Here is a 26,547-nt window from a genome sequence, read left to right on the forward strand (position 1 = left end):
CAGAAGTTAAGCTTCTTAGCGCCGATTGTAGTGAAGGGTTTCCCTTTGTGAGAGCAGGACGTCGCCACGCAAACGAAAAGTCTAGAATGAAATTTCTAGACTTTTTTATTTTTCCTAAAATAAAAAAATGAAAAGTTGAATTATTCGCATATTCAATTGAAATCATGCAAAATAGAATGCAAGGATAAGAACGGAGGAAAAAAGATGAATCATTCAAAAGAAGAATTAAAAAACAAACTGAGCCCAATAGCTTATGCTGTGACGCAAGAAAATTCGACGGAACGGCCATTTACTGGTGAATATGATGCACATTTTAATCCGGGAATCTATGTAGATATTGTTAGTGGCGAACCATTATTTTCGTCAAAAGATAAGTATGATGCTGGCTGCGGTTGGCCATCTTTTACGAAACCATTGCCCAAAATTCAAATAAAAGAAGTGAGTGATGATAGCTTAGGGATGCGACGAATTGAAGTTCGTAGTCAAGAGGCGGATTCGCACTTAGGCCATGTTTTTCCAGACGGACCTCAAGATGCAGGAGGATTGCGTTACTGTATTAATTCAGCGGCATTAAAATTTATTCCAAAAGACGAAATGGAAGCAGCAGGCTATGGAGACTATTTATTAACAGTTGAATAAAATGAAGCGGCCTAGATTGTTTTGCTAATCTAGGTTTTTCATATTAGGTCAATTTGTGGTACAATAAAGGGAACATATGTGCAGAAAGGGTTAGTTATGTACGAATATATTATTGGTCAAGTGACCGCAATTACACCGGCTTATATAGTAGTTGAAAATCAAGGTATCGGTTATCAAATTCAATGTGGCAATCCATATTTTTATTCTAGCAAAATGAATCAATCACTACAGATTTATTTACATCAAGTGGTTCGAGAAGATGCGCATCTATTATATGGCTTTAAAACGATTGAAGAAAAAAAATTATTTTTACGTTTAATCAGTGTTTCAGGTATTGGTCCAAAGAGTGGATTAGCGATTATGGCTAATGAAGATCACGTCGGACTGATTCAAGCAATTGAAACCAGTGATGCGACGTATTTAATCAAGTTCCCAGGTGTCGGTAAGAAGACCGCACAACAGTTAATTTTAGATTTAAAAGGTAAATTGGCTGATTTATTAAACGAAGAGTTACCACTTGATGCACCAATCAAAACAACTCAAGTACCGCAATTAGAGGAAGCCTTAGCAGCCCTACAAGCATTGGGATATAGCGAGAGGGAAGTTAAACGAGTTCACAAAGAACTGCTCAAGGAGAGCTGTCATACGACAGATGAATACTTGCGTGTTGCTTTACGATTAATTATGAAGACATAAGTTAGAGGGGACAATAGATGGAAGAACGAATTATTTCACCGATTGAAAAGGAAGAGGATACTTTTGAGAAATCTCTTCGCCCGCAATATTTTCGCGAATATATCGGCCAGGATAAAGTCAAAAATGAATTAGATATTTATATTCAAGCGGCTAAGCAACGTGAGGAGTCACTTGATCATGTCTTATTATATGGACCGCCTGGACTAGGAAAAACGACAATGGCAATGGTGATAGCGAATGAAATGCAAGTCAATATTCGTACGACGAGTGGTCCTGTGATTGAAAAACCAGGTGATTTAGTTGCTATTTTGAATGAACTTGAACCAGGAGATGTTCTATTTATTGATGAAATTCATCGTTTGCCACGAATTGTTGAAGAAATGCTCTATTCAGCAATGGAAGACTTTTATATAGACATCATGGTAGGCCAAGGAACGACCGCTCACCCTGTCCATTTCCCTTTACCGCCATTTACCTTAATCGGCGCAACGACGCGCGCAGGGATGCTATCAGCACCTATGAGAGACCGTTTTGGTATTATCTCTCATATGGAATATTATCATGAAAAAGATTTACAAGAAATTGTGATCCGCTCAGCGACTATTTTTGAAACAGAAATTATCCCAGAAGGAGCATTAGAAATTGCTCGACGTTCGAGAGGGACACCACGTATTGCGAATCGTCTCTTAAAAAGGGTACGTGATTTTGCTCAGGTCCAAGCAGATGGGGTGATTAATCGTCAAATTGCTGATCAAGCGCTATTTTTATTACAGGTAGATCACCAAGGACTTGATTACGTCGATCAAAAGCTGATTAAAACAATGATTGAGCTCTATAACGGAGGACCAGTTGGGTTGAGTACGCTCTCGGTAAATATCGGTGAAGAACAAGAAACAGTAGAAGATATGTATGAACCGTATTTAATTCAAAAAGGATTCCTCAAACGCACGTCACGTGGTCGGATTGCAACGCGTTTATCTTATGAACACTTTAATTATCCATACCATGAGAATAATTAAAGGATCGACTCACCCGTAATCGTCTTTTGATTGATTACATGTTTAAGTTGTTTCAGATGCTATCCGAATCGTGGGCAGCATAAGCTTTTGATATAATACTTTTGGATTTTTGTCATCGTCACTTAAGGTAAGTTTTTATTTGTTTGTCATCGTATAACTTGGATCTTATAATAGTAAAATTCAAGAGTCTTGATAAGAATGAAACAGTTAGAAGGATAAATTAGACGGTGTTAGTACCGGGAAGGATAATGAATCGATTGAACTTGAGGAAGGACGAGTCTTATGGACAAAAAAAATAGCTCTTTCAAAAAGTTAGGCAAACACCTCGTTCGGACGTCGATTACTTTGCTTGATAGTTTATTTAATGATAATTTAGAGCAACAACAGATGCTTGAGAAGCATCGTGAGCAGTTATTAGATGCCAGTCGTCGCAAGGCATTGGTTGTTTTACAATTAAAGACAAAAAAAATCGCTCATTTTGAAACGGTTGTAGGTTACGTGACTACAAAACGACCGATTCATGAGCAAGTTGTCATTAAAATTCAAAATAATTTACAGCAATTACGAATCGTGGCTTTACGAGATATTGAAAAAGTCAGTGTACTAGATACAAAGAATAAGCATAAATTAATTGCTAAATAAATCAAACACCCACTGATATCCAGTTACTTAAACGGATATCAGTGGGTGTTTTTGTTCTATCATTAGTTGGATTATCAAAGGGAAATAGGTTCCCAAATTTATTTTTCTTTCTTTTTTAAAGCATAATGTCCAGAAATAATTCCATCGAAAAATTTCTTTTCTTCCTCAGAAAGGATGTATTGATTTGCATACTTGATACGAGCATTAGAGTTAAGTAATATTTCTAAATCATATTGAATACTTCGATTGGACTCAAAGGGATAATCATTTAATCCAAGTATGTAATCAGAAGTGACGTCGAACACTTTTGAAAGTTTAATTAATTCTTCTGCTGTGAGTTTACGTGAGCCATTTTCAATTTTACTCATAGTCGATTTACTAATACCCATTTTTTGAGCTAATTTTGTTTGGGACCAATCTTTCTTTTCTCTTAAATTAACGATTCGTTGAAAAATAATCTTTTGGTTCATTGACACCAGTCCTTAATTTCAAATACATTTTCGATACTATATTAACATCGTTTCTAAAAAAGATACGCAATGTCGGTAAAATAGATACCAGAAGCATTGACGTTTCTGAATTAGAGATACTATAATAGGTATTGTTTCTTAAATCGAAACGAGTCTATAAAAAGTTTCGATTTAAGTATTATTTTAATCCAGAAAAGACGGGAAACATTTTTTTAATGAATAATTATAGTGATGAAGAGGGATGGAGGATATTGAACGATGTTTGGCTTTTCAAAAGAGGTAGACTTTAAACATCAAATTTTTTTATATTTAGATCAGCAAAATGGTTATACGACAACGGAAGAAGTCGCGAAGCATTTGCGTGTGTTAACGAATCAAACCACACTTAAATATCTTAAAGAGATTAAAGAAAGTCTGGCATCTTTGTATTCAGAGGAACAATTATCCTTGAACATAGGGAAAAGATTTGGTATACAGCTCGTTCGTAAAGAAGCGAACTATCAACGTTTTTTTGAAAAAATGTATTCGAAAGAAGTCGTCTATGTCATTTACCGTAGGCTCATGTTAGAACGTGATTTTGAAGCTGAAGCATTTTGTGAACAAAATGATATCAGTTTGTCGACGTTACGCCGTTTAATTAATCGGATGAATCAAGAACTCAAGCCTTATCAAGTATTCATTCGAGTGGGGAAAGACGTTAGTATGGTTGGGGATGAAGCTCGAATTCGCTTATTGTTTTTCACCGTGTTTTATCATATCCATCGTAAAATTTCGGAGGTGCCATGGATGGATGGTGCAGGTTTTTTAGAAATGAGTCAGCAAATTTGCGACACTTACTATGACGAATCGAAAGAGGAACGATTAGAGGTGCTGGCGCTATGGTTATTCGTTAATTTACACTCAGAGTCTTTAGGTAAACGAATAACACGCGAAATGTTTGATGCGTCATACTCAATTCTTTATACGAATGACCAGTGTTCACCTGAGACTTGGCGTTATATCTTTCTAGTCATCTACGGTTTAGATTTTTTTGACTTTGCTCCAATACTGACTTATGAAGCATTGCAACAAAATAAGTATTCAGAAATGGCAAAAGATTGGTTATCTCTATTTGAAAAGCATGTTCGCACTGTGACTAAAGAAGAAAAAGAACAATTTTTTATTCAAGTTTACCAGTATTCTTTAATCGAAAGCGTGATTGACGCCCCTGAAGTGTTCGATTCGGTTTTTCATTTAGCAAATCCGTTAATGTTTCAATCGTACAATTATTATTCCCTCGTCTTTGAACGACTATGGGAGTTATTTATCAAACAGCAAGGGTATGTTGAGAATTGCGTCAATAAGGAACGTGTGAAGTCATGGACGTTTCAATTGATGTTAACACAAGAACTCGTACCAAACCTTCACTGTGCTTGGCGCACCAATCTTCCAAGTAGCGCAATCATGGGTTTAGAAAAAGTCCTTCAATGGGAATTAATGCAAGTTGCGAATCTTCATTTCGTGGCGGATTGCGAACAAGCGGATTTGATTTTATCTACTGAACCGACGACTCAAGGAATTGCTATCGCCGAAGTGCCATCTGAGCAAGATTTCACGCGGTTAAAAAAGGCGATTGACGATTGGCTAAGGACGCAACAAATGATTTTTTCCTAATTGATTTAAAAGCTAAGAATCTTTTTCAGTCAGATGCGATGGCTGAAAAAGTTTTTTTATTTCTTCAAAAAGACTTCTAAAATGTAAGGGCTTTTAGTATGCTTGAGAAGAACGAAAATATGCAAAATAAGCGAGGAAAAAAGAATATGGCATTCAATTGGGTGACACTAAAAGAAGAAATGCGCAAAGATGCGGAATTTCGGATTGAAAAGACGAAAGAAAAACAAATTCTTTGGCAAAATGAAAAAACGTATCATTACTTTGCTGCCACTTTTGAAGAATTAAACGCAATCGTTTGTCGCGTTGAAGGTTTCTCGAAGTGCGAATACCAAATGTATCAAGTCGAGGCAACCACGGCCCACATTGGTCGTGGAAGTGAATGGGGTGTGATTCCTGCATTTCCCACGGAACAATATTTAGATGTGCTAAAACCATATGATGATCAAGAGCAAGTAACGACACGACAACTTTTTTGCTTCGAAGTGAGGAGTGCTGTTGTCGGAGAACATCAAGGTGAATTGCAGCTGTGGATTAATGGCAGACTAGAGGAGTCACTTGTTCTCGAGTTGGATGTCGTGGTTCAGCAATTGAGCCAAGAGGAGCCCTTTGGATTAGAGCTGTGGCAGTATCCTTTTGCGGTGGCACGGTATTATGGGATTGAAGAACAAGATTACTTTAAGGCCACTCATTTAGCCAAAATTAAAGAGAGTTTAGTACGTTATCGTCAAGCAGGTGGCGATGTCATTGTAACGGCGATCCTTCATGATCCATGGAACCATCAAACGTACGATGCTTATCCAAGTTTAATTAAGTGGCAACAGACAGCAACTGGATTTACCTTTGATTTTAGTTGGTTTGATCAATACGTAGCGCTTAATTTAGACGTAGGTATTACGAAAAAAATCAAATGTTTCTCAATGTTGCCTTGGGAAGATAAAATTTATTACTGGAATCAACAAGGAGAATTACAGCAAGAGCAATATCCCGTTGGATCGAGTGAATGGCAAACGATTTGGGGACAATTCTTAACCGCTTTTGTGGCTCATATCGAAACAAAAGGTTGGTTTGAAAAGACGTATATTGCGATTGATGAGCGACCGGCCGAAACGTTACAGCATGTGATTGCTTTATTAGAACAGTATCCGAGTTCATCAGGAGAACGATTAAAACTCTCTTGTGCGATGGATTATCAAAATTTTGATGAAACATTATTGGATCAAATTGCTGATGTTTCGATTGGACAAAGTCATTTAGGGTCAAGAGAAATTTTCCAACGCTTGTGTGCCTCACGTCGTCAAAAGGGGCTCTTTACATCAATCTATAATTGTGTCGGTGATTATCCAAGTCTATTCTTATACAGCAGTCCTTATGAGACGCAGTGGGTCTTATGGAACGCAGTAAGCTACGGCAGTGATGGTTTTTTACGTTGGGCATTAGATGCTTGGGTAGAAGCCCCCTTAGAAAATGCCAGTCATTGGTATTGGGAAAGTGGCGATCCATTTTTAATTTATCCGCATGAGCCAGGTGAAAAAGAAGCCTATTTATCGATTCGTTATCAAAAGTTGTTAGAAGTGATGACTCAAATTTGCCAATACAAACAGTTAAAAGCACAGGAACCAGCAAGTGTTGCGGAGCTTGACGATTATTTATCGACGTTATTCTTTCCGGAAAGTATCGAAAATCCATACGGGGCAAGAATTGCGAAAGAAAACACGAGTCATGAAGCGATTCGACTGGCGATGGAGACGATAAAACAATTATTAAATGAAGCGACGATTGCTGTTGTAGGAGGCCTTTTAAAGTGAAAGTAGAAGAATTAGTAAAAATCGTACCAAGCCCACGCCAAATTGCATGGCAGCAAACGGAGTATTATGGTTTTATTCATTTTGGCATCAATACAATGACCAATTTAGAGTGGGGATTTGGTGATGAACCATTAGACTTATTTAATCCCAAACAATTAGATGGTGACCGTTGGGTGCGTCAACTCAAAGAAGCGCAAATGCAAGGGGTGATCTTGACCTGTAAACACCACGACGGCTTTTGCTTGTGGCCGACAGCGACGACTGATTATTCAGTAAAACATACTCCATGGAAAAACGGTACCGGTGATTTGGTGAAAGAAGTCGCTGAAGCGTGCCATAAATACGGTTTAAAATTTGGTGTCTATTTATCACCTTGGGATCGTCATGAGCCAAGTTATGGTAGTGGTCGAGCATATGATGATTTATATGTTGCACAATTGACAGAGCTTCTGACAAATTATGGTGAGATCTTTAGTATTTGGCTAGACGGTGCCAATGGTGAAGGACCCAATGGGAAAAAGCAAACGTATGATTGGGAGCGCTATTATGAAGTCATGCGTCGTTTGCAACCGGATGCCGCAATCAGTGTTTGTGGTCCAGATGTTCGTTGGTGTGGGAATGAAGCGGGGCAAACCCGTCCACAAGAATGGAGTGTTGTTCCGATTGAGTTACACAATTTAGAAAAAATTGCGGAACATTCACAACAAATTGATGATGGTGCATTTTCACGTAAATTAACCTCCGGTGATGAGGATTTAGGCAGTCGGGAGGTCTTACAAAATTATCAAGGCGAGTTGGTTTGGTTCCCAGCAGAAGTCAATACATCGATTCGCCCAGGCTGGTTTTATCATCCAGAAGAAGACAATCAAGTCCGCGATGTGGCGGAACTGTATGCGATTTACTTGAAGACCGTGGGTGGAAATAGCACGTTCTTACTCAACTTACCACCAAATAAAGAAGGGTTAATACATGAAAATGACCTCGCAGTATTAAAAGAATTAGGACAAAAAATCATTCAAGTGAAAGATCAAACACTGATTGCGAATGCTCAATTACATGTTTCATCGGCAAGAAAAGCGATTACGTTGTCAGATTTATTAGCAGATGATCGCCCATTTTGGCAAAGTCAGCCAGAGGATCAGGCACCTTTTATTGAAATTAGTTGGGATGAAGAGCAGCGAATTCAACGTGTGAGCTTGAAAGAAGCGATTCAAGAGAGCCAGAGGGTTGAAGCTTTCACGATTTATTATGAAGCGGAAGACGAATTAAAAGTAGCCGAAAGAGGGACGATGATTGGCTATCAGAAGATCGTTGAATTTCCAGCGATTGAAACCAAGCGCATTCGAATTGTTTTCGAGCAATTTCGTGCAGCACCAACCATTACACAAATCAATATCAATTAGTTGATTATTTAAGTAAAAAAGATAAATAAGCACGTATCGCTCTCTAAGACATCTGAGATTGATACGTGCTTATTACTCGCCATTAAACGCTTCTCATATAACCTAGGATAGACGGTATAAATCAATCAGCTACTCATAAATAAGCCAATCTGAAAAAAAGTGAAAAAGCACACTTTCTTTTCAGATCTGTACTTATTTATCGTAGCTAAACGATTGATTGATAACCTTTGATAAACGGTATATTCGAAGCAATGACTAGGTAATAAGCCAGAATCTTTTTGAAAGTAAAAAGCACTTTCAAACAATTCTTTGCTTATTACTCGTCATTAAACGCTCCTCATATAACCTTGAATAACAAAAAGGCCTACCGGAGGGGACCGGTAGGCAAGGAGTAAAAATGAAAAAGTGTTTGTTAGGGTTGTTTGTTGGTATGCTTATATATTACCGACTAAATGTGAATTTTTTGTGACGAAAATCTTGGAAAGTTCTTAAGATTTTGAGGTCGCTGCAAAACGCCAAATGATGCCGCCAGCAAAGCCGATTAAAGCAGGTAAGAGCCAGCCCATACCAATTCCAAAGAGTGGAAAGACTGTTTCACCAAATTGAATTAAGCTTTGAGAAAAGGCGGTGTCACGAATGAAATCTGGACTCGCATTTAAGCCGTCAATGATTGAAGCAATTAGGGTAAAGAGTGTAGTCATTTGGTAAACACGGCGATCGTGTTTGAATAAAGGACCAATAATCGCTAGTAAGATTAACGTCATTGCTAGTGGGTATAGGAACATTAAAACAGGAATCGAAAATGTAATAATATTCGTTAGACCAACGTTAGCAAAGGTTGCGGCCATTAAATTCACAACTGTTGCAAAGAATAAGTAGTTGCCCTTTGGAAAGAGTTCAACGAATGTTTCTGAAAAAGCAGTAGTTAAACCAATCGCTGTTTTTAAACAAGCAGAAATCACGACTAACGCCAATACGATACTACCGAATGAACCTAAGTAATGTTGCGCGATTTGAGCTAAGGCAATCCCGCCATTTTCACTCATTTCAAATGCACCTAAACTTTTGGCACCCATGTAAGAAAGTAAAGTGTAGATGATTCCCATTAAAATAATACTAATCGCGCCTGATTTAATCGTATCAAGTGCAATGGTTTTTGGTTTGGTTATGCCACGATTTTGAATCGTTTTAACAATAATAATCCCAAAAGCAAGCGATGCTAAGGCATCAAGTGTGTTATAGCCTTCGGTAAAACCGGTAAAGAACGCATAGTTTTGGTATGCATGTTGCACTGGGGCGTCACTCACTGCACCTAAAGGCTGTAAGAAAGAAAAGAGAATTAAAATACTTAATAAAACTAAGAAAAACGGATTCAAATATTTTCCAATATAATCAAATAATTTCGACGGTTTTTTTGCTAAAATCCAGGTGGCTAAAAAGAATAATGCACTAAAGATAGCAAGGCCACTTGTTAGTTGTTCTTTCGGTAAGTTGGTTGCAAAAGCAATCTCAAAAGAAGTTGTTGCTAAACGCGGTAAAGCGAAGAACGGCCCAATCACTAAATAAAGTAAAATAGTGAAAATAAAGGCATAGCGCGGATGAACTTTTGAAGCTAAGTCAAAGAGTCCTTTACTTTGCGAACTACCAATAGCAATTACGCCTAAGAACGGTAATCCAATTCCGGTCACTAAGAAACCTAAGTTTGCCCAAAAAGTATTGGCACCAGCCATTTGTCCCATATGAACAGGGAAAATTAAGTTTCCAGCTCCAAAAAACAGACCAAAAAGCATCGAGCCAATTGTTAAATAATCGGTGAATGTTAATTTTTTTTCCATCTAAGGTTCCTCATTTCGGTTTTAACTTGATATAAAAATATCAAATTAATGATTCGTAAGCAATTGTTATAGCAGATTTTTCAGTGAATTCTTATCGAACTGCTAATCGACTCTCACAATCATTCGTAAATAGTTGCTTTTTTCGAATAAATAATAAAAAAGACTAGCCAAAAACGGCTAGTCAATTGTTTGATCATCCTTCTAAAATTCGTTTCAGGAAGACTTTTGTCCGTTCTTCTTTTGGTTGGCCAAAAATCTGTTCAGGTGTGCCTTCTTCAGCAATGACGCCTTTATCCATGAAGATCACACGATCGGAAACGTCTTTAGCAAAGCCCATTTCATGCGTTACGATAACCATTGTTAGGCCAGAATCTGCTAAATCTTTCATCGTTTTCAGCACTTCGCCGACCATTTCAGGGTCAAGAGCAGAAGTCGGTTCATCAAACAGCATGACTTCAGGATTCATTGATAGCGCACGGGCAATCGCAACGCGTTGCTTTTGTCCACCAGATAGTTGGTTGGGTTTCGCGGCTTGAAATTGTTTCATACCAACTTTTTCTAAGTTCTCAAGGGCAATTTTTTTGGCTTCTTCTGGATTACGTTTTAAAACGCTAATTTGACCAGTGATGCAGTTTTCTAAGACATTCATATTATTAAATAAGTTAAATGATTGGAAAACCATCCCTAAGTGTGTGCGGTATTTTGGTAAGTTATAGCCTTTACTTAAGACATTTTCACCATTATAAAGAATTTCACCACTTGTTGGTTTTTCTAATAAGTTGATGCAACGAAGTAACGTTGATTTACCAGAACCAGAAGAACCGATAATCGTTAAAACCTCGCCTTTATTGACCGTTAGACCAATGTCTTTTAAGACTTCATTTTCGCCAAAACTTTTTTTCAAATGATTAACTTCAATAATTGTAGACATGTTGTTCCTCCTATTCTTGACCTTCAACGACTTCTTCAACTTTGACGTAAGCAGAAGGGCCATCCATCTTTTTCTCCATTAAACGTAGCAAGCGTGTTGCTGTGATCGTCATGACTAAGTAAATCACACCAACGATTAAGAACGTTTGGAAGAACTGGTAATTGGTTCCGGCAGCTGCTGTTCCTTGGAAGAACAAGTCTGCCACACTGATGACACTTAAAACGGCTGTATCTTTAATGTTAATCACGGTTTCATTTCCGATAGCTGGTAAGATATTGCGAATCACTTGTGGTAAAACAACTTTACCCATCGTTTGTGAATGGGTCATACCAATCGCTTGGGCGGCTTCGAATTGTCCACGATCCACAGCGAAAATCCCACCACGTACAATTTCAGACATATACGCACCCGTGTTAATGGATACGATTAATAGAGCGGCAACGGTTCGATTTAAATCAATGCCAAAAGCTAAAGCCAATCCATAGAAGATGACCATCGCTTGTACCATCATTGGTGTCCCACGGAAAACTTCGATATAAATCGTTAATAAAATATCGCCTAATTTTTGGAAGAAACGAGTCACTGGATTGTCACTCATTGGAATCGTACGGAAGACACCAACTAATAGACCGATAATTGTTCCAGCGATTGTTGAGAAAATCGCGATGAATAGCGTTAAACCTGCACCTTTTAAGAAAAGCATGCCATAATCATCGATAATTTTTTTGAAACTAGCAAAAGTTGAGGATGATTCCTCTTGGTTAGCAGAAGGTTGATTTTGAATCGCTTGGTCCATTAAGGTCGTGCGTTCTTCTGCTGAAATTCCTGCTAAAATTTGATTGACTTCTTGTACGAGTGGATCGTTTTTACGCATCCCAACGGCAATTTGAACGTCTTCGGGATTCGTTTGGAATCCGTCTGCTTCATTAAATTCAATCATTTCAAATTTATCGTTCACGCTTGTGGCAGTTACTCCTTCAGGACGTTCGGTAACATAGCCATCGATAATACCGGAATCAAGCGCGACACGCATCGCTGAGAAATCTTTCATCGGGTCTTGGTAAATGACATCTGGGATTTGAGAAACGACTGAATAGTGGAACGTATTTAGTTGGCCCGTTATTTTGGCGCCAGCAAAATCATTAATGCTTGTCGCTTCAGCAAACTTTCCATTTTTACGTGTCACAACGACTAAATGCGATTCATAATAAGGGTCGGTAAAATCAATTTGCTCACGACGTTCTTCAGTTGGTGACATCCCTGCAATAATCGCATCAATCTTACCCGATTGAAGTGCAGGTACAAGACCATCCCATTGCGTTGGGACAATCACTAATTCACGTCCCATTTCTTCGGCAATACGCTTAGCGATTTCAACATCGTAACCACCAGCAAAAGCACCTTTATCACCTGATTTAGGGACGGCACCATTTTTATCGCTAGTTTGTGTCCAGTTAAATGGAGCATAAGCTGTTTCCATCCCAACACGGAATTGGCCATCAGGTGTTTTATCGTCGGCCATCACCGGTGCACTACCGATTAAAATCGAAGCAACAAAGCTAAGTAACAGCAACAAAGTCATTCTTTTATTCATTATAATCCTCTTTTCTTAATGATTTACGAGTCTTTGACAGTAAGAGAGGGGCGTGAAAAAAACAAAAAACAGCCGGTTTCTAAAGTTAGAAAGCGGCTGTGGACAGACAAAAAGTACCTATCGACAAACTCCTCACGTAACAATAGCGCACCTTAGTGTAAACTAAGACAGTTCGCAAGTTATTCGCTTGCGACCCAACAATTTTTAGAAAGCAGCTAAAAACTGTTTCGGCGATGTTCCCTAGTCCTGCGTCAAAGTGTTGCTTCACTCGACAGGGTTAATGAACCTCGCGACCTCTACCTGGTTGAAGGTATCTCGTATTCAATTTTTCTCATTGTAGCTGATTGACCGAAAACTGTCAAATGGAGCTGAGAATCTCATGAGAAAAAAAACAAAGAAAATTAAAAAATCTCAGGAGGAAAACATTCCTAAGATTTTTCGCTGTCCGCTCCCCTACGAGAATGCCTTGGCTTTAATGAGCCGTTGGACCGCTTCGAAATGGTATGTAATGAGCAATGACTTGGTAATAAGCCAGAATCTTTTTGAAAGTAAAAAACACTTTCAAACGATTCTTTGCTTATTACTCGTCATTAACCGCTCATTTCATAACCTCTAATTGAGCCCACGGTCTCTTACGTCTTTCGATTTTTAAACGTATCCTAGAGCTGCTAAAGCAGCAAGGCTACGATAATTCTCCTCGAATCCTTGGAACGGCTCTGACGCCAAGGATTCTCTCCGGTACGCTAACGATGTACTGACTATTTCATTTCAAATGTTACAATCAAATTTTAAATTTGAAATCATCAAACGGATAATGTTTTCCAAATACAATGATAAAATCCACCAAATATTTAGAATACAGGGAAGCGTAAGCTTCTTCTAATCGAGGGTCTATTTAACGAACCCTATAAAAATTGTCTAACTGCCTGATATCGCTAACTTTTTCTAACTTCAAAATTTGTACTTTCTTTAATGTAAAAAAAATCGATTAGAAGAATGAATTCCTCTAATCGATACGCTAAGTCGGTTATTAAGCTGTTTTGACTTTTGGTTCGCGTCCTAAAATGGCTTGGAGAACGGTTAATCCACCCATTGCACCTAGAATCGCATAAATTAAACTTGAATATTGTGTTACGCCGAAGCCCCACGTACGGAAAATCACTAGAGCAATCGCTAAAACGACCATTGCCATCACGTTAAAGAAAGCAAACGCCCATAAGTTCCCGAATTCTTTACGAGAGAAGTAAAAAATAGAGAAGAATAAGCTAACCGCTGTCCATGCAATACAAACTAAAATAATTGCCCAATAAATAATTGATGCTAACATTTGTTTCACCTCACTTCAATCTTTCACTCCAATTTTAACACCTTTTTGAAATCTTGTCATGAAAAATTTGTGAAAAAAACTACTTATTTTTCTATTTTAAAGAAATTTCCCCTATTAATGAAGTTTTCGGTATAATGAAGGTATTCAGAAAAACAATTTAATGAATGAAAAATTGGAGGAATCTTTAATGGATCAAAAAAATCCTTTAGCGCTACCGCGTCAAAAAATCGACGCGATTGATACACAAATTATTGCTTTATTAGAAGAACGAATGACCGCTGTTTCCGATGTAGTTCGGATAAAAAAAGAAGAGCAGATTGCCATTCTTGATTCTGGTAGGGAAGCGTCATTACTAGAAAATGTGCGAAAACGTGTCGTGAATGAAAAATATGCAGACACGATTGTAGCAACCTTTGAAGATATTATGCGTCAGTCTCGTCATTACCAAAACCAACAATTGGAGGATTAGGCGATGTTAGAAGGAGAAGAAAGACGTCAGGCGTTATTAGCTCGTCTGCATCAATCGAATTTAGCGATTAGTGCAAGTAAATTTGCGGCAGAATTTGGTGTGAGCCGCCAAGTGATTGTCGGCGACGTTGCCTTGTTACGAGCGGCAGGAGAAGACATTATCGCGACTGCAAGAGGTTATAAGATCGACAAAGAAGCACAAGAAGTCGGATATATGGCTAAAATTGCCGTACAACATGGTGAAGAGGCGACCCAACAAGAACTTGAAATTATTCTTTCCTTTGGTGCAGAAGTCGTTGACGTCATTGTTGAACATGAGTTATATGGTGAATTGGTCGGAGGGCTCTACATTCGGACACACGAAGACATCCAACGCTTTATGGATAAATACCAAAACTCACAATCCAACTTGTTATCACAATTAACGAATGGCATACATTTGCATACGATTCGTTACAAAAGAACAACCGATTTAGATAAAATAAAAGCGGTATTAGCTGAAAAAGGTATTTTATATCAAGGATAAGGGGAAAAGTCGAACAAATGAATTTTTTTGGAGAATTCAATTGACAAACTAGAAAAACTCCTGTAAATTAAGTGTCACATACAAATAGCATGTCTGATGAAAAGGAAAGTATACTTGGATGCTTTAAAGAGAGGCTCTGGTTGGTGAGAAGAGCTAAGTTCAAGAAGAGTAGAAAATGGCCTTGGAGGATAATTTGTCGATAAGTAGGCAAATTCGGAAAGTTTCACCGTTAAAAGAAACGCCAATTTTTCATATGTGAAAACGTTGGGTCTAAGGGAAGGCAACTTCCAAACAAAAGGTGGTAACACGATATTCGTCCTTTTACTAGTTTCGGCTAGTAAAGGGATTTTTTTGTTTTTTAGAGCTAGAAAGGTTGGGCAAAGGAGTGAATAGTCACTCAAACAGAGGTGGTACCACGCTCAAGAAGGCGTCCTCAAGCAAATAAGTCATTGGCTTATTTGTTTGAGGGTGCTTTTTTTGTACCCCTCAATCATCTAAATAGAGAATTTCAGGAGGAAGAACATGATTGAATTAAAAGATATTTCGGTTGTTTTTAGTCAAAAGAACCGTCAAATTACAGCAGTAACAGATGTGGACTTAACGATTGAAAAAGGTGACGTGTACGGAATTGTGGGTTATTCAGGAGCCGGTAAGAGTACCTTGGTTCGTGTGATTAACTTGTTGCAACGTCCAACAACAGGAAACGTAATCGTCGATGGCGTGGAATTCACCACCTTAAAACCAAAGGAATTACGTGAAAAGCGCAAAAATATTGGAATGATTTTCCAACACTTTAATTTAATGGATAGCCGCACCATTTTTGAAAACGTTGATTTTTCATTGAAGTATTCTGGCAAAAAGAAAGTCGAGCGCAAGAAAAAAGTTGAAGAGTTATTAGAACTCGTCGGTTTGGCAGATAAAATCAATGCGTATCCGAGTCAATTATCAGGTGGTCAAAAGCAACGTGTCGCGATTGCCAGAGCTTTAGCCAATGACCCTGAAATATTACTTTGTGATGAAGCAACGAGTGCCTTGGATCCAAAAACAACGTTACAAATTTTAGCTTTATTAAAAGAACTAAATAAGAAACTGGGCTTAACGATTGTTTTAATTACGCATGAAATGCAAGTGGTCAAAGAAATTTGTAATAAAGTAGCGGTTATGGAAGACGGTCGTGTGATTGAACACGGCGATAGCGTGCAAATCTTCAGTCAACCAAAAGAACATTTGACAAAAGACTTTATTCGTACCGCAACGCATGTCGATCAGGCGTTAGAGACGATTTTAGGACACAAAAAATTCTCTCAAATTGGCGATGATGAGTGGTTAGCAGAATTATCTTACGTTGGCGAACAAACGGGACAACCAATTATTGCTGAGCTATTCAGTCAATATGATGTCGTAACGAATATCTTATATGGAAACGTTGAGATTATTCAAGAAGTGCCTTTAGGAAGCTTAGTCGTGACGTTCAAAGGAACCATCGAGAACCGTCAACGGGCATTGGCATTCCTAGAGTCGCAAGAGGTCAATGTGACCATTATTAAAGAATCTGCCCAAGGAGGGAAATAGAAATGAGCTTTTTAGAAACGTATTTTCCAAATGTAATGGAAATTCCAGATGAATTTGTCCAAGCAACAATCGATACGATTTATATGACGTTTTGGACGTCGTTAATCGCGGGAATCTTAGGTGTCTTCTTTGGTGTTTTACTTGTTGTTACACGACCAGGCGGTATCTTGGAGCAACGATTTATTTTTGTCTTACTTGATCAAATCGTCAATATCGTACGATCCATTCCATTTATTATTTTACTCTCACTTTTAGTTGTCGTGACTCGTCTCATTGTTGGGACATCAATCGGAGCAAAAGCCGCTTTAGTACCTTTAATTGCTGGTGTGATTCCTTTCTTTGCCCGTCAAATCGAGATTGCTTTATTAGAAGTTGACCCTGGTGTTATTGAAGCATCAGAAGCAATGGGAACGAGTCCATTAGGAATTGTCTTTCGAGTGTATTTAAAAGAAGGATTACCGGGAATCGTTCGCGTATCAGCATTAACAATTATTAATATTATTGGTTTAACAGCCATGGCAGGAGCGGTCGGTGCAGGTGGACTTGGAAGTTTGGCGATTACTCGTGGTTATAATCGATTCCAAACAGATGTCACATTTATGGCGATGTTTATTATTTTAATTTTGGTTTTCATTAGTCAAGCAATTAGTAACTTGATTATTAAAAAAATAACGCACTAACAACATAGGGGGAAATGAAAATGAAAAAGATTTATTCACTTGGTTTAGCAGCAGTTGCTTTATTGGTTTTAGCAACAGGTTGTGGAAAAGAAGCAGAAGGCACGAACAAGAGTAGTAGCTCTAGTGCACAAGAAGAAGTAACGGTTAAATTAGGAGTTATCGGTGCAGATACCGATGTTTGGGATAATGTTCAAGCCCGCTTAAAAGACGAAGGCATCAACTTAGAATACGTCAAATTTACCGAATATAGTCAACCAAACACGGCATTAGCAAGTGGTGACATTGATTTGAACTCGTTCCAACACCAATTTTTCTTAGATAATTTCAACGAAGAGCATGGAACAGAACTCGTATCGATTGGAAACACGGTCAATGCGCCATTAGGTATTTATTCAGATAAATTAAAAGACATTTCAGAACTTAAAGAAGGCGATAAAGTTGCGATTCCAAATGATGTAACAAACGGTGGTCGGGCGTTAAATTTATTGGAGTCAGCCGGTCTAATTAAAATCGATGAAACGAAAAAACAAGCACCAACGGTTTCGGATATTACCGAAAATAAATTAAACTTAGACATTACTGAACTCGAAGCTTCACAAACAGCACGCGCGTTACAAGACGTGACCGTTTCGGTTATTAATAGTGGCATGGCTGTTGACGCTGGTTTTATTCCAACAGAAGATTCGATTTTCTTAGAACCTGTGGATGAAGGATCTCGTCCGTATGTGAATATCATCGTGGCTCGTACAGAAGATAAAGACAATGAAGTTTATCAAAAAGTTGTTGCAGCGTATCAAAACGAGGAAACAGTCAAAGTCATCGAAGAAACATCAAAAGGTTCAAGTATTCCAGCATGGGAAACATTTGGTTCAAAATAAAAAAGGTATCGATAAAAAAGGTATCGATAAAAAAGGAGCGAATTGGTTATGACAGTTGAAACAAAAACAAAACATCAAATTATTGAGGGATTTATTCAAGCAAGTTTACCGAAATATCAGGAACTTGCAATTGAGATTCATGAACATCCAGAGGTGAGTAACTACGAAGTCTACTCTTCACAAGTCTTAATCGATCAATTAATTGCAGAAGGTTTTGACGTGAAAAAAGATGTGGCTGGTCACCACACTGGTTTTGATGCCCGTTACAAATCAGAGAAACCCGGTCCAACGGTCTCTTTCTTAGCAGAATATGATGCGTTACCTGGCATTGGTCATGCCTGTGGTCATAACTTGTTTGGAAACTACTCTGCTTTAGCCGCAAGTGCTTTAAAACAAGTCGTTGATCAAGTAGGTGGCGAAATTCGTGTCTACGGTACACCGGGCGAAGAAGGCGGCGAAAATGGTTCAGCTAAAGGGAGCTTTGTTCGTGAAGGGTTCTTTGATGATGTGGATGCGGCGCTTTGTATTCATCCAGGGCATCGTTATTCACGTACCTCAACAGGTCTAGCCAATGATCCCGTTGATATTAAATTTTACGGTGTCGCAAGCCATGCAGCCGGTGCACCTGAAAAAGGAGTGAACGCACTGGAAGCCGTGATTCAAGTCTTCAATAGTATAAATGCGTTGCGTTTGCATTTACCAAAAGACGTGAACATTCATGGTGTGATTACAAACGGTGGTGTCGCAGCCAACGTTGTACCTGATTTTGCTTCGGCGCGTTTTTACTTACGCGCTGCCAACCGTGCGACTCTAAATGAAGTGTACACGAAAGTTGAAAATATCGTTAAAGCTGCAGCACTTGCAACAGGAGCGACGTATGATTTTGGTTTATTTCAAAATTCGGTCGATGATATTATAGTAACCGATGCGTTTGATGACGTGTTTTTCAGTCATGCCGCTTCCTCAGGTGTGCCATTTGATGAAATTGTTGAAACGAAAAAGCAAAGTTTGGGTTCATCAGACGTTGGAAATGTCAGTCAAGTCATTCCGACAATCCAACCAACCGTTTCGATTTCAGATGATTATATTGCTGGACACTCGATTGAATTTAAAGCCGCTTCTCGTAGTGAAAAAGGCTTAAACTCGATTGGGATTGCAGCTAACCTCTTAGCAAAAACAGCACTAGATTTGTTGGAACAACCGGAATTGCTTGAAAAAATCAAAGCCGAACATCAAATCAGCTTAGCAAAAGGGAATTAAATAATAATAAAAACAAGACCTTAAAACAGGTCTTGTTTTTATTAGCACTCATTTATCAATCAAATGTTCGTCTAACTAAACGGCTCTATGACTAGGGTTAGAGCGTTAACTTACAAAATAAATTATAAAAATATTCCCCCTCAATCTGCTTATTGAACGATGAATCGAATCAGTCTGTTCTAATCATAAAAGGCAAGGGCTTTCAGTAGAAATTAGAGCTGTTGATAGAAGTGTAACAAAGAACGTCATCCCGAACACAATCATATTTGGATGACGTTCTTTTTTAATGAGAAGATTAGGAATGATTTATAGTATTATTTTTTCGATAAATTTACTGTTTTTTTCAAAAAAAGCTTAACATTGAATCTATTTCAGTGTAGAATATCAGAGATTAAATAAAATCACATTTCCAGTCTATTACAATCTATTTATATGAAGTATTCATAATAGATTATGCAAATGAACAACATTTAATTCAACTTATGGTACAATAGAGAAAAAGAAAAAGGAGTGCTAATACAGCATGAAAATTACAAACAAAGAATTAGAAATCTTGCAAATCTTATGGGCATCAGAAACTGCCTTAAACGCTAAACAAATCAGTGAATTTAAAGAAGGTATGATTATGAGTACCGTTCAAACAACACTTAGAAAATTACTTCAAAAAGAATTAATCCGTGTGGATGATATTATTTATAGTGGAACAGTTTTATCAAGAACATTCGCACCAACATTAACACAAGAAGCATTTATCGCAATGCAATACCAAAACTTATCAATCGCTAACTTTGTTAGTCATTTATTAAAAAACAAGAAATCAAAAGAAAACGATCAAGAATTGAAAGAAGTCTATGAAATTTTAAAAGAAAAAACAGAAGGTAAATAAACGTATTTATCATGAATTTTTCTTTAATGAGTCTTCTCACATCACTTTTTTTTGGAACACTTATTTTAGTGTTCCAACGTTTTTTGTTGAGCGTAACGAACTATCGAGGGGTTGTTACGTCAAGAATTTTAACTATTTTCAACTTCTTGTTTATGTTTCGTTTAATATTTCCTTTTGAATTTGGTTATACGATAACGATTGTTTCCAAAAATATTTTACCGGCAGTTAAGGATTTTTTCAATTACCATTTAATCACTCTTTTTCAACAAGAGGTGACTGTTTTAAATGTGTTGCTCCTTATCTGGGGGATTGGTAGTCTCTTTAAATTGTACACGTTGTTTTGGAACTATATGAAAATCAAACAATTTGTTCGTGTAACACCCGACTACCAGATAAAAAATAGTAGCCAGTTTCAATCGGTTCATTCATTTAAAATCGTTGAAGAATTGGACTCACCGGTGGTTATTGGTTTACGTCGACCCATTGTGTTGTTACCCAAAATCGATTTTTCTGAAAAAGAATTAAATTATATTTTAACACATGAAGCATTGCACATTTCAAATCTCGATTTATTCGTTAAATATTTTTATGAAATAGTCATTGTCATCTATTGGTGGAACCCATTAATGTACTTATTTAGAGAGCAAATGGATAACGTCATTGAATTAAAAACCGATGAACAATTGATTCAACAATTAACGTATGAAGAAAGAATAGAATACGTACAAACACTTGTAAAAGTTAGAGAAAATCAAATTAAGAAAAGAAAGATGGGGCAATATGCTTTTTCCTTTTCTTATGGAACACAAAATCAGTTATTATTTAGAACACGTAATATTTTAGAGGGAAGGCCACGTAACTACTCGTTGTTAACTTTACTAAGTGTTGTCTTACTGGGCGCTTTTTTTAGTACCTCAATTATTTTTGAACCTCATAGAATTAAAGAAGAACATATCGGTGAAAGCTTCATGGTTACGGCAGATACGAATTACCTTGTTGAGTTAGCTGATAAACAGTATGAACTTTATATGAATGGGGAATTTTTGACGGTCATTACCCAAATGCAGTGGAATGAAAATCAAGATTTCCAAAAATTAACGATTTATCAAGAGGAGAATCAACCAAATGAAAAAAATTAGTTTAGGATTTCTTTTTATATTTAGTTTTATTTTAATGTTTCAACCAGTTACCACTTTTGCAGCTGAACAAACAGTGGATGAAGTGATTACTGCACCATATGCCGATAGTATTGGTTGGCGTTATCAAATGATTGATGGCAAATTGCATAAACGCCAATATAATTATACACAAGAAAAATGGATTGGTAGTTGGGTACTTGCCTAATTACTAATGAATAAATACACAAAGGGAGGGAACATCACAATGGTAAGCATGACAAAAATAACAACAACTGAAAATTTTCAACGTAGTTATGTTAGCTTTAGTCACGCGCTGATTTTTGCAAAAGCCGTTCAAGGGACAAGTCTGTCCAAAACAGCCGAATCATACAAAAATCAATGACCATTCGCGATGCGTAACTTTATTTGTGTACCCAAAACATGAATAATAAAAGAACAAAGGTCATGGGTTACCCATGGCCTTTTTTTTTGTCTATCGAACGTTGAGTGGTCTGAAAGGAGAACAACATGATCATTCAAATAAATAAAATGACGAAAAATTTTGGAGGAACATCACTGTTTGAGGAGTTAAGTTTAACGATTCAATCTGAAGATAAAATGGGTTTGGTCGGTCAAAATGGTACAGGGAAAACGACCTTGTTTCAAATCATCTTAGGCCATGAAGGGATCGATGAGGGCCAGCTAGCCAAACGTAAAGGCTTGAAAATAGGATGGATTCCACAAGAATTAGAAAGCCCCGAACTGACGGTTTTTGAATACCTCATTCAAAGTTTTACCGAACTCGAAACGATTCAGCAGCAAATGAGAAAATATGAAGCACAAATGAACGATTTTACGATCGACTTAGAGCGTACAATGCGCTTGTATGGGGATTTACAACAAACATTCGAATCCCTTGGTGGCTATGAAGTGGAAGATCGATTAGCAGGTACATTGAAAGGGCTCGGATTGGCGCAGCACCATCAAACGTTACTTTCGAATCTAAGTGGTGGTGAACGTGTTCGCGTAGAGTTAGCTAAGATCTTAGTTCAAGATAGCGATGTTTTACTATTAGATGAACCTACTAACCATTTAGATTTAACTGGGATTCATTGGTTAGAAAATTATCTAAAGTCAACGAAAAAAGCATACGTTGTGATTTCGCACGATCGCGCATTTTTAGATCAAATCACACAGCGTATCGTAGAAATTGAGGATGGACAGCTCGTCAATTATCCTGGGAATTATAGTCGCTATATGGAATTGAAAAATGAACGTCATCAATTACTTCAGAAAAATTTTGAGTTGCAACAAAAAGAAATTCAACGATTGAAACGAATGATTCACCGCTATCGTCAGTGGGGAAATGAAGGAGACAATGAAGCTTTTTTTCGTAAGGCGAAAGAAATCGAACGCCGCTTAGAGAAATTAATACTGATTAAAGCACCCATACCCCCTAAAAAACGTTTAAATAAAATTCATGCAGCCAATCGCTCCGGAAATGAAGTAGTAATTGCTAAAAAAATCGGTCAAGTGATGGGTGATCACTTATTATTTAGTGATAGCAGTTTTTCGGTTTATCGAGGAGAACGCTTGGCCATTACAGGTGAAAATGGCAGTGGCAAGTCAACGCTCTTAAAATTGATTTTAGGAGAATATGACTTAGATGAAGGTGAAATGACGTTAGGTGCCAGTCTTAAAATCGGCTATTTGCCACAAAAATTGGTCTTTGAACAGCCAGAAAACCGGCTTTTGACCTATGTGAAAAATTGGATAGCGGATGAGCAAATCGCTCGTCAAACGTTGGCTCAATACGGGTTTTATAAAGAGGACGTCACAAAAAGAATCAAAGATTTATCTGGGGGTGAACAAGTTCGTTTATATTTACTGTTGCTCTTTCAAGAGAAGATTAATTTATTGATTTTAGACGAACCGACGAACCATTTAGATATTTACATGCGTGAAGAAATTGAGGCCCTCTTATCGACTTTTACGGGAACGATTTTAGCAGTCACGCACGATCGTTACTTTTTAGAAAAAAACTTTGACGGTCAGTTAATCATTGCTAATGAAACGATTCATAAAATCTAACATCGGCATGATGGGACTGTGACAAAAGTCTCTTTATTCTGAGAAACGGGAGATAAATTCGAGTAATTGTTTTTTTCAATTACTTGAATTTAGTCGATTGTTTTGTAGGAGCAGACTTTTTTCACCCATTTACCTATCAAATTTTCGCATAACAAACAGGAGGTATGACATCTGTCACACCTCCTGTTTTGATTTCACGTTGGATTCAGATTCAATAGGGAAAAATTTCCTTCTTTTTCTAATTATGTTTATAATAGAGGATAAGAAGGAGGCGTAAGCATGGACAAAGTAACAATCTTGCTTGTGGAAGATGAAGCGAGTTTAGCAAGTTTTATTCAAACAGAACTTCAGTTTGAAGGGTACCAAGTGATTTGGGCCAAAGATGGGCAAGAGGCGTTAGAAAAATTTAATCAACAAGCGATTGACTTAATCTTGCTTGATTGGATGCTACCGAAATACGATGGGATCACAGTCGCGCGTCGCATACGACGAGAGAGTGACATTCCGATTATTATGATGACTGCTAGAAATGAGACAACCGATATCGTGACTGGACTAGATGCCGGTCTGGATGATTATATTACTAAGCCGTTTGAAATTGAAGAACTCTTTGCCCGCGTTCGTGTGATTGAGCGAAGGTTAGCCAAACAACCTGAAAGTGTCCATTTAAACTATCAAGAGTTACAGTTAGATGTGGCGAAACATCAAGTGCAAGTAGGAGCAGAAGCGATCCATTTAACACCGAAAGAGTTTGGCGTTTTGCATGAATTAATGAAAGCACCAGAAGTCGTTAAAACACGTGATGAATTATTGAATCATGTCTGGGGCTATGAATTTATGGGTGAGACGAATGTCGTCGATGTCTATGTTCGAACGCTACGCAATAAATTAGGTGTAGCGGGGCAATATATTCAAACCGTTCGCGGCGTCGGTTATGTCTTGAGGGAAGTCGATGGAAAATAAAAAAAATAATGCGCAATATCAATTAACGAACCGTTTCGTCAAAATATTAACGTTACTCTTAATTGTTGTGAATCTGGCTTTTGTCAGCATTTCATTAATTTCTTCCTATCGTTATTTAGCGAATCAGGCAACGGAGATTATGAATACCTTACAAGAAGTACCACAAGATACAACAGAATGGACCACGCTAGTCAATGCGACTACAGCCAAAGATGATGAAGATGCTGTGCGAATCTTATTAGAAAATGGTCCGATGTATTATTCGGCTAATGGGAAAGCGATTTTTGAGAAACTGGTACAAGGAAAAGCCTTATTGCTCTTTCGAGGGATTATTTTAAGTGAGAATAAAATTTATTTTTATCAAAAACAAGAACAAATGGGGCGAACGGTCGAGTTAGCAGTCCATGGTACACAAATTGTCGAACTGATGATGCGCATGTTCTTGATTAGTTTATTACTGAATATTTTTGCGGTTTTAATCGGTAGTCTAGTCATTTACTTATTCGTTGGAAAATGGAGCAAAACGTTGCATAAGATGACCAAAGAAATGGCAGAAATTGAGGAAGACGGAGCACAGGAACGACTGCTGAGTGTTCCAAATTCACCGAATGAATTTCGTCAAGTCGCAACGTCGTTTAACCAGTTACTGGATACACAACAACAGGCCATGAAAAGAGAAAGTCAATTTGTGGCGGATGCCTCGCATGAATTACGCACGCCACTAACAGCGATTCGAGGACATGTTCAACTGATTAAACGCCGAGGGATGCAACATCCCGAAGTCATTGCGCCATCAATTGAATTTATAGATAAAGAATCAAAACGCCTCGAAATTTTGATGAATCAGTTGTTAACGCTTGGTCGTTCAACCGTTGAAAAACCCGTTGAATGCGTGTCGTTGTCAAAAATCATTCAACAAGCGGCCGATGAATTTCGCCGAAGCTGTTCGCAAACAGTCGAGATAGCCATTCAAGAAGGGATTCAAATGGCTGCTGATCCTTTAGAAATTCAGCAAATTTGTCAAAACCTGTTTGAAAATGCAGCTAAATACTCACAGGCAACAGATACCATTACGATTACATTGACAAAGCAGGGAAACACGATTTTCTTCAATGTATCGGATACAGGACCAGGGATTCCAGATGCGATGAAAACACGGATTTTTGAACGTTTTTATCGTATCGATCACTCGCGTTCAAGCGAAATTGAAGGTTCAGGGATTGGTTTGTCGATTGTGCAAACAATTGTTGAAAAATACCATGGGACAATTACTGTTTTAGATAATCAACCGAGAGGAAGCTTATTCCAAATTAAATTTCCGTCAAGATGAAGAAATCTTCATCTTACCTTTAACTAAATCCATTTATTGCAATTGAAAAAGACGATAAACTAAGGGTGTAAAGAAAAAGAGGAGGAATTTATAATGAAAAAAATGATTTTATCCGTCGGAACGCTAGGTTTGGGAATGCTACTCGTTGGGTGTGGCGCGAATCCCGTTCAACCATCAAGTCCAACACCAGAGCAATCGAATCAGACAGAAACAACGACTAGTCGAGTAGACGATAGCCAAGCAAGCGAGCCGTCAAGTGCAGCGAATAATCAAGAAACACAATCCAAGCCAAGTGTTACGATCGCAGAAGCAATTGAGATTTTCCAAAAAGAATACGCAGGAGCAGACATTACGTCGCTTGACATTGATACTTCTTTTGGTAAGTGGGTTTATAAAATCGAAGGTGTCGATGATTTGAAAGAATACGATTTAAAAATCGATGGGACAACGAAAGCGATTCTTGAACGAGAAGAAGATCAGTTAGACAATGATGATAAAAATGGTATCAAACGTCAAGCAGACAAACTCGATCTATCAAACTTGTTGTCATTAGACGAAATTACGAAAATTGCCTTAGAGCAAACACAAGGTGGTCAAGTAACTGATTGGGATTTAGATCGTGACAACGGGGTGACGCATTGGGATGTTGACGTGAAAAACGGTAAACAAGAAGCAACCGTAAAAATCAATGCACAGACCGGTGAGGTATTAGAAGTCGAATTAGACGATTAGACTAGAGTGCCAATCAAATATTAATATCG

The 26,547-nt window shown here is 37.8% G+C and carries 26 protein-coding genes, 1 riboswitch and 1 other annotated feature; of the genes, 21 read left to right on the forward strand and 5 right to left on the reverse strand.

The annotated features are described in order from the left end of the window. Positions 1-204 precede the first annotated feature (204 nt). The 4 genes from msrB (at position 205) to IEV09_RS08770 (ending at position 2,996) form a co-directional block, all read left to right on the forward strand. Complete coding sequence (msrB, locus tag IEV09_RS08755) at positions 205-639, forward strand: peptide-methionine (R)-S-oxide reductase MsrB (protein WP_188367919.1); 435 nt, start codon at positions 205-207, stop codon at positions 637-639. A 96-nt stretch (positions 640-735) separates the two neighbouring features. Continuing rightward, entirely contained in the window at positions 736-1,335 is a 600-nt protein-coding gene (gene ruvA / locus IEV09_RS08760) for a Holliday junction branch migration protein RuvA (RefSeq protein ID WP_188367920.1), read from the forward strand. Positions 1,336-1,352: 17 nt separating this feature from the next. Continuing rightward, positions 1,353-2,354, forward strand: a complete 1,002-nt coding sequence (ruvB, locus tag IEV09_RS08765; protein WP_188367921.1) for a Holliday junction branch migration DNA helicase RuvB — start codon at positions 1,353-1,355, stop codon at positions 2,352-2,354. Positions 2,355-2,636: 282 nt separating this feature from the next. Beyond that, complete coding sequence (locus IEV09_RS08770) at positions 2,637-2,996, forward strand: hypothetical protein (protein WP_188367922.1); 360 nt, start codon at positions 2,637-2,639, stop codon at positions 2,994-2,996. A 98-nt stretch (positions 2,997-3,094) separates the two neighbouring features. Here the strand turns inward: IEV09_RS08770 and IEV09_RS08775 are convergent, their stop codons facing one another. Continuing rightward, positions 3,095-3,466, reverse strand: a complete 372-nt coding sequence (locus IEV09_RS08775) for a helix-turn-helix domain-containing protein (RefSeq protein ID WP_188367923.1) — start codon at positions 3,464-3,466, stop codon at positions 3,095-3,097. Positions 3,467-3,724: 258 nt separating this feature from the next. On the opposite strand from IEV09_RS08775, the gene IEV09_RS08780 reads away from it, so the two are divergent. From IEV09_RS08780 to IEV09_RS08790, 3 genes are all read left to right on the forward strand, one after another. After that, positions 3,725-5,119: a helix-turn-helix domain-containing protein gene (locus IEV09_RS08780; RefSeq protein ID WP_188367924.1), complete on the forward strand. Its 1,395-nt coding sequence runs from the start codon at positions 3,725-3,727 to the stop codon at positions 5,117-5,119. Positions 5,120-5,265: 146 nt separating this feature from the next. Next, the gene (locus IEV09_RS08785) at positions 5,266-6,924 is read left to right on the forward strand and encodes a DUF4091 domain-containing protein (protein ID WP_188367925.1); all 1,659 of its coding nucleotides are present in this window, start codon (positions 5,266-5,268) and stop codon (positions 6,922-6,924) included. Further along, the gene (locus tag IEV09_RS08790) at positions 6,921-8,327 is read left to right on the forward strand and encodes an alpha-L-fucosidase (RefSeq protein WP_188367926.1); all 1,407 of its coding nucleotides are present in this window, start codon (positions 6,921-6,923) and stop codon (positions 8,325-8,327) included. Before IEV09_RS08785 ends, IEV09_RS08790 begins: the two co-directional genes overlap by 4 nt. A gap of 488 nt (positions 8,328-8,815) precedes the next feature. Here IEV09_RS08790 and brnQ read toward each other — a convergent pair whose 3' ends face one another. From brnQ to IEV09_RS08810, 4 genes are all read right to left on the reverse strand, one after another. Next, positions 8,816-10,162: a branched-chain amino acid transport system II carrier protein gene (gene brnQ / locus IEV09_RS08795; RefSeq protein WP_188367927.1), complete on the reverse strand. Its 1,347-nt coding sequence runs from the start codon at positions 10,160-10,162 to the stop codon at positions 8,816-8,818. Between the two features lie 193 nt (positions 10,163-10,355). Beyond that, complete coding sequence (locus tag IEV09_RS08800) at positions 10,356-11,093, reverse strand: amino acid ABC transporter ATP-binding protein (RefSeq protein WP_188367928.1); 738 nt, start codon at positions 11,091-11,093, stop codon at positions 10,356-10,358. Positions 11,094-11,103: 10 nt separating this feature from the next. Further along, the gene (locus tag IEV09_RS08805) at positions 11,104-12,687 is read right to left on the reverse strand and encodes an ABC transporter substrate-binding protein/permease (RefSeq protein WP_188367929.1); all 1,584 of its coding nucleotides are present in this window, start codon (positions 12,685-12,687) and stop codon (positions 11,104-11,106) included. Between the two features lie 135 nt (positions 12,688-12,822). After that, a riboswitch (Lysine riboswitch) is annotated at positions 12,823-12,994 on the reverse strand. A 723-nt stretch (positions 12,995-13,717) separates the two neighbouring features. Then, the gene (locus IEV09_RS08810) at positions 13,718-14,014 is read right to left on the reverse strand and encodes a hypothetical protein (protein ID WP_188367930.1); all 297 of its coding nucleotides are present in this window, start codon (positions 14,012-14,014) and stop codon (positions 13,718-13,720) included. A gap of 187 nt (positions 14,015-14,201) precedes the next feature. On the opposite strand from IEV09_RS08810, the gene IEV09_RS08815 reads away from it, so the two are divergent. The 14 genes from IEV09_RS08815 to IEV09_RS08880 all read left to right on the forward strand — a co-directional run bounded on the left by IEV09_RS08815 (position 14,202) and on the right by IEV09_RS08880 (position 26,518). Next, positions 14,202-14,483, forward strand: a complete 282-nt coding sequence (locus IEV09_RS08815; RefSeq protein WP_188367931.1) for a chorismate mutase — start codon at positions 14,202-14,204, stop codon at positions 14,481-14,483. A 3-nt stretch (positions 14,484-14,486) separates the two neighbouring features. Next, positions 14,487-15,008, forward strand: a complete 522-nt coding sequence (locus tag IEV09_RS08820) for a transcription repressor NadR (RefSeq protein ID WP_188367932.1) — start codon at positions 14,487-14,489, stop codon at positions 15,006-15,008. Positions 15,009-15,095: 87 nt separating this feature from the next. After that, positions 15,096-15,332, forward strand: a binding site (T-box leader). A 198-nt stretch (positions 15,333-15,530) separates the two neighbouring features. Then, the gene (locus IEV09_RS08825; RefSeq protein WP_188367933.1) at positions 15,531-16,580 is read left to right on the forward strand and encodes a methionine ABC transporter ATP-binding protein; all 1,050 of its coding nucleotides are present in this window, start codon (positions 15,531-15,533) and stop codon (positions 16,578-16,580) included. Between the two features lie 2 nt (positions 16,581-16,582). Continuing rightward, positions 16,583-17,260 carry a methionine ABC transporter permease gene (locus IEV09_RS08830; protein ID WP_188367934.1) on the forward strand — a complete coding sequence of 226 codons (678 nt, stop codon included), beginning with the start codon at positions 16,583-16,585 and terminating at the stop codon, positions 17,258-17,260. Between the two features lie 20 nt (positions 17,261-17,280). Beyond that, positions 17,281-18,138 (forward strand): MetQ/NlpA family ABC transporter substrate-binding protein, encoded by an 858-nt coding sequence (locus IEV09_RS08835; protein ID WP_188367935.1) that lies wholly within the window; start codon positions 17,281-17,283, stop codon positions 18,136-18,138. 48 nt (positions 18,139-18,186) lie between these two features. Next, entirely contained in the window at positions 18,187-19,398 is a 1,212-nt protein-coding gene (locus IEV09_RS08840) for a M20 family metallopeptidase (protein WP_188367936.1), read from the forward strand. Between the two features lie 523 nt (positions 19,399-19,921). After that, complete coding sequence (locus tag IEV09_RS08845; protein WP_188367937.1) at positions 19,922-20,284, forward strand: BlaI/MecI/CopY family transcriptional regulator; 363 nt, start codon at positions 19,922-19,924, stop codon at positions 20,282-20,284. 68 nt (positions 20,285-20,352) lie between these two features. Beyond that, positions 20,353-21,423: a M56 family metallopeptidase gene (locus IEV09_RS08850; RefSeq protein WP_188367938.1), complete on the forward strand. Its 1,071-nt coding sequence runs from the start codon at positions 20,353-20,355 to the stop codon at positions 21,421-21,423. Next, positions 21,410-21,628 carry a hypothetical protein gene (locus IEV09_RS08855; RefSeq protein WP_188367939.1) on the forward strand — a complete coding sequence of 73 codons (219 nt, stop codon included), beginning with the start codon at positions 21,410-21,412 and terminating at the stop codon, positions 21,626-21,628. The genes IEV09_RS08850 and IEV09_RS08855 overlap by 14 nt, the downstream gene beginning before the upstream one ends. A gap of 39 nt (positions 21,629-21,667) precedes the next feature. Continuing rightward, positions 21,668-21,805, forward strand: a complete 138-nt coding sequence (locus IEV09_RS08860; RefSeq protein WP_188367940.1) for a hypothetical protein — start codon at positions 21,668-21,670, stop codon at positions 21,803-21,805. 125 nt (positions 21,806-21,930) lie between these two features. Next, a complete protein-coding gene (gene abc-f / locus IEV09_RS08865; RefSeq protein ID WP_188367941.1) occupies positions 21,931-23,493 on the forward strand; it encodes a ribosomal protection-like ABC-F family protein in 1,563 nt (520 codons plus the stop codon). Between the two features lie 279 nt (positions 23,494-23,772). After that, on the forward strand, positions 23,773-24,456 hold the full coding sequence (locus IEV09_RS08870; protein ID WP_188367942.1) for a response regulator transcription factor: 684 nt from the start codon (positions 23,773-23,775) through the stop codon (positions 24,454-24,456). Next, on the forward strand, positions 24,446-25,786 hold the full coding sequence (locus IEV09_RS08875; protein WP_188367943.1) for a sensor histidine kinase: 1,341 nt from the start codon (positions 24,446-24,448) through the stop codon (positions 25,784-25,786). Before IEV09_RS08870 ends, IEV09_RS08875 begins: the two co-directional genes overlap by 11 nt. Before the next feature lie 93 nt (positions 25,787-25,879). Continuing rightward, on the forward strand, positions 25,880-26,518 hold the full coding sequence (locus IEV09_RS08880; RefSeq protein WP_188367944.1) for a PepSY domain-containing protein: 639 nt from the start codon (positions 25,880-25,882) through the stop codon (positions 26,516-26,518). The last annotated feature ends 29 nt before the right edge of the window (positions 26,519-26,547 follow it).

The organism is Enterococcus alcedinis (assembly GCF_014635985.1).
Taxonomy (GTDB): Bacteria; Bacillota; Bacilli; order Lactobacillales; family Enterococcaceae; genus Enterococcus_I; species Enterococcus_I alcedinis.

Coding starts and splice junctions, on each gene's coding strand:
- IEV09_RS08810 (WP_188367930.1), bottom strand. CDS start 14,014: ATGTTAGCATCAATTATTTATTGGGCAATTATTTTAGTTTGTATTGCA.
- IEV09_RS08800 (WP_188367928.1), bottom strand. CDS start 11,093: ATGTCTACAATTATTGAAGTTAATCATTTGAAAAAAAGTTTTGGCGAA.
- IEV09_RS08870 (WP_188367942.1), top strand. CDS start 23,773: ATGGACAAAGTAACAATCTTGCTTGTGGAAGATGAAGCGAGTTTAGCA.
- IEV09_RS08805 (WP_188367929.1), bottom strand. CDS start 12,687: ATGAATAAAAGAATGACTTTGTTGCTGTTACTTAGCTTTGTTGCTTCG.
- IEV09_RS08845 (WP_188367937.1), top strand. CDS start 19,922: ATGAAAATTACAAACAAAGAATTAGAAATCTTGCAAATCTTATGGGCA.
- msrB (WP_188367919.1), top strand. CDS start 205: ATGAATCATTCAAAAGAAGAATTAAAAAACAAACTGAGCCCAATAGCT.
- IEV09_RS08825 (WP_188367933.1), top strand. CDS start 15,531: ATGATTGAATTAAAAGATATTTCGGTTGTTTTTAGTCAAAAGAACCGT.
- IEV09_RS08840 (WP_188367936.1), top strand. CDS start 18,187: ATGACAGTTGAAACAAAAACAAAACATCAAATTATTGAGGGATTTATT.
- IEV09_RS08785 (WP_188367925.1), top strand. CDS start 5,266: ATGGCATTCAATTGGGTGACACTAAAAGAAGAAATGCGCAAAGATGCG.
- IEV09_RS08875 (WP_188367943.1), top strand. CDS start 24,446: ATGGAAAATAAAAAAAATAATGCGCAATATCAATTAACGAACCGTTTC.
- ruvB (WP_188367921.1), top strand. CDS start 1,353: ATGGAAGAACGAATTATTTCACCGATTGAAAAGGAAGAGGATACTTTT.
- IEV09_RS08835 (WP_188367935.1), top strand. CDS start 17,281: ATGAAAAAGATTTATTCACTTGGTTTAGCAGCAGTTGCTTTATTGGTT.
- IEV09_RS08880 (WP_188367944.1), top strand. CDS start 25,880: ATGAAAAAAATGATTTTATCCGTCGGAACGCTAGGTTTGGGAATGCTA.
- IEV09_RS08815 (WP_188367931.1), top strand. CDS start 14,202: ATGGATCAAAAAAATCCTTTAGCGCTACCGCGTCAAAAAATCGACGCG.
- ruvA (WP_188367920.1), top strand. CDS start 736: ATGTACGAATATATTATTGGTCAAGTGACCGCAATTACACCGGCTTAT.
- IEV09_RS08775 (WP_188367923.1), bottom strand. CDS start 3,466: ATGAACCAAAAGATTATTTTTCAACGAATCGTTAATTTAAGAGAAAAG.
- abc-f (WP_188367941.1), top strand. CDS start 21,931: ATGATCATTCAAATAAATAAAATGACGAAAAATTTTGGAGGAACATCA.
- IEV09_RS08780 (WP_188367924.1), top strand. CDS start 3,725: ATGTTTGGCTTTTCAAAAGAGGTAGACTTTAAACATCAAATTTTTTTA.
- IEV09_RS08855 (WP_188367939.1), top strand. CDS start 21,410: ATGAAAAAAATTAGTTTAGGATTTCTTTTTATATTTAGTTTTATTTTA.
- IEV09_RS08830 (WP_188367934.1), top strand. CDS start 16,583: ATGAGCTTTTTAGAAACGTATTTTCCAAATGTAATGGAAATTCCAGAT.
- brnQ (WP_188367927.1), bottom strand. CDS start 10,162: ATGGAAAAAAAATTAACATTCACCGATTATTTAACAATTGGCTCGATG.
- IEV09_RS08770 (WP_188367922.1), top strand. CDS start 2,637: ATGGACAAAAAAAATAGCTCTTTCAAAAAGTTAGGCAAACACCTCGTT.
- IEV09_RS08860 (WP_188367940.1), top strand. CDS start 21,668: ATGGTAAGCATGACAAAAATAACAACAACTGAAAATTTTCAACGTAGT.
- IEV09_RS08820 (WP_188367932.1), top strand. CDS start 14,487: ATGTTAGAAGGAGAAGAAAGACGTCAGGCGTTATTAGCTCGTCTGCAT.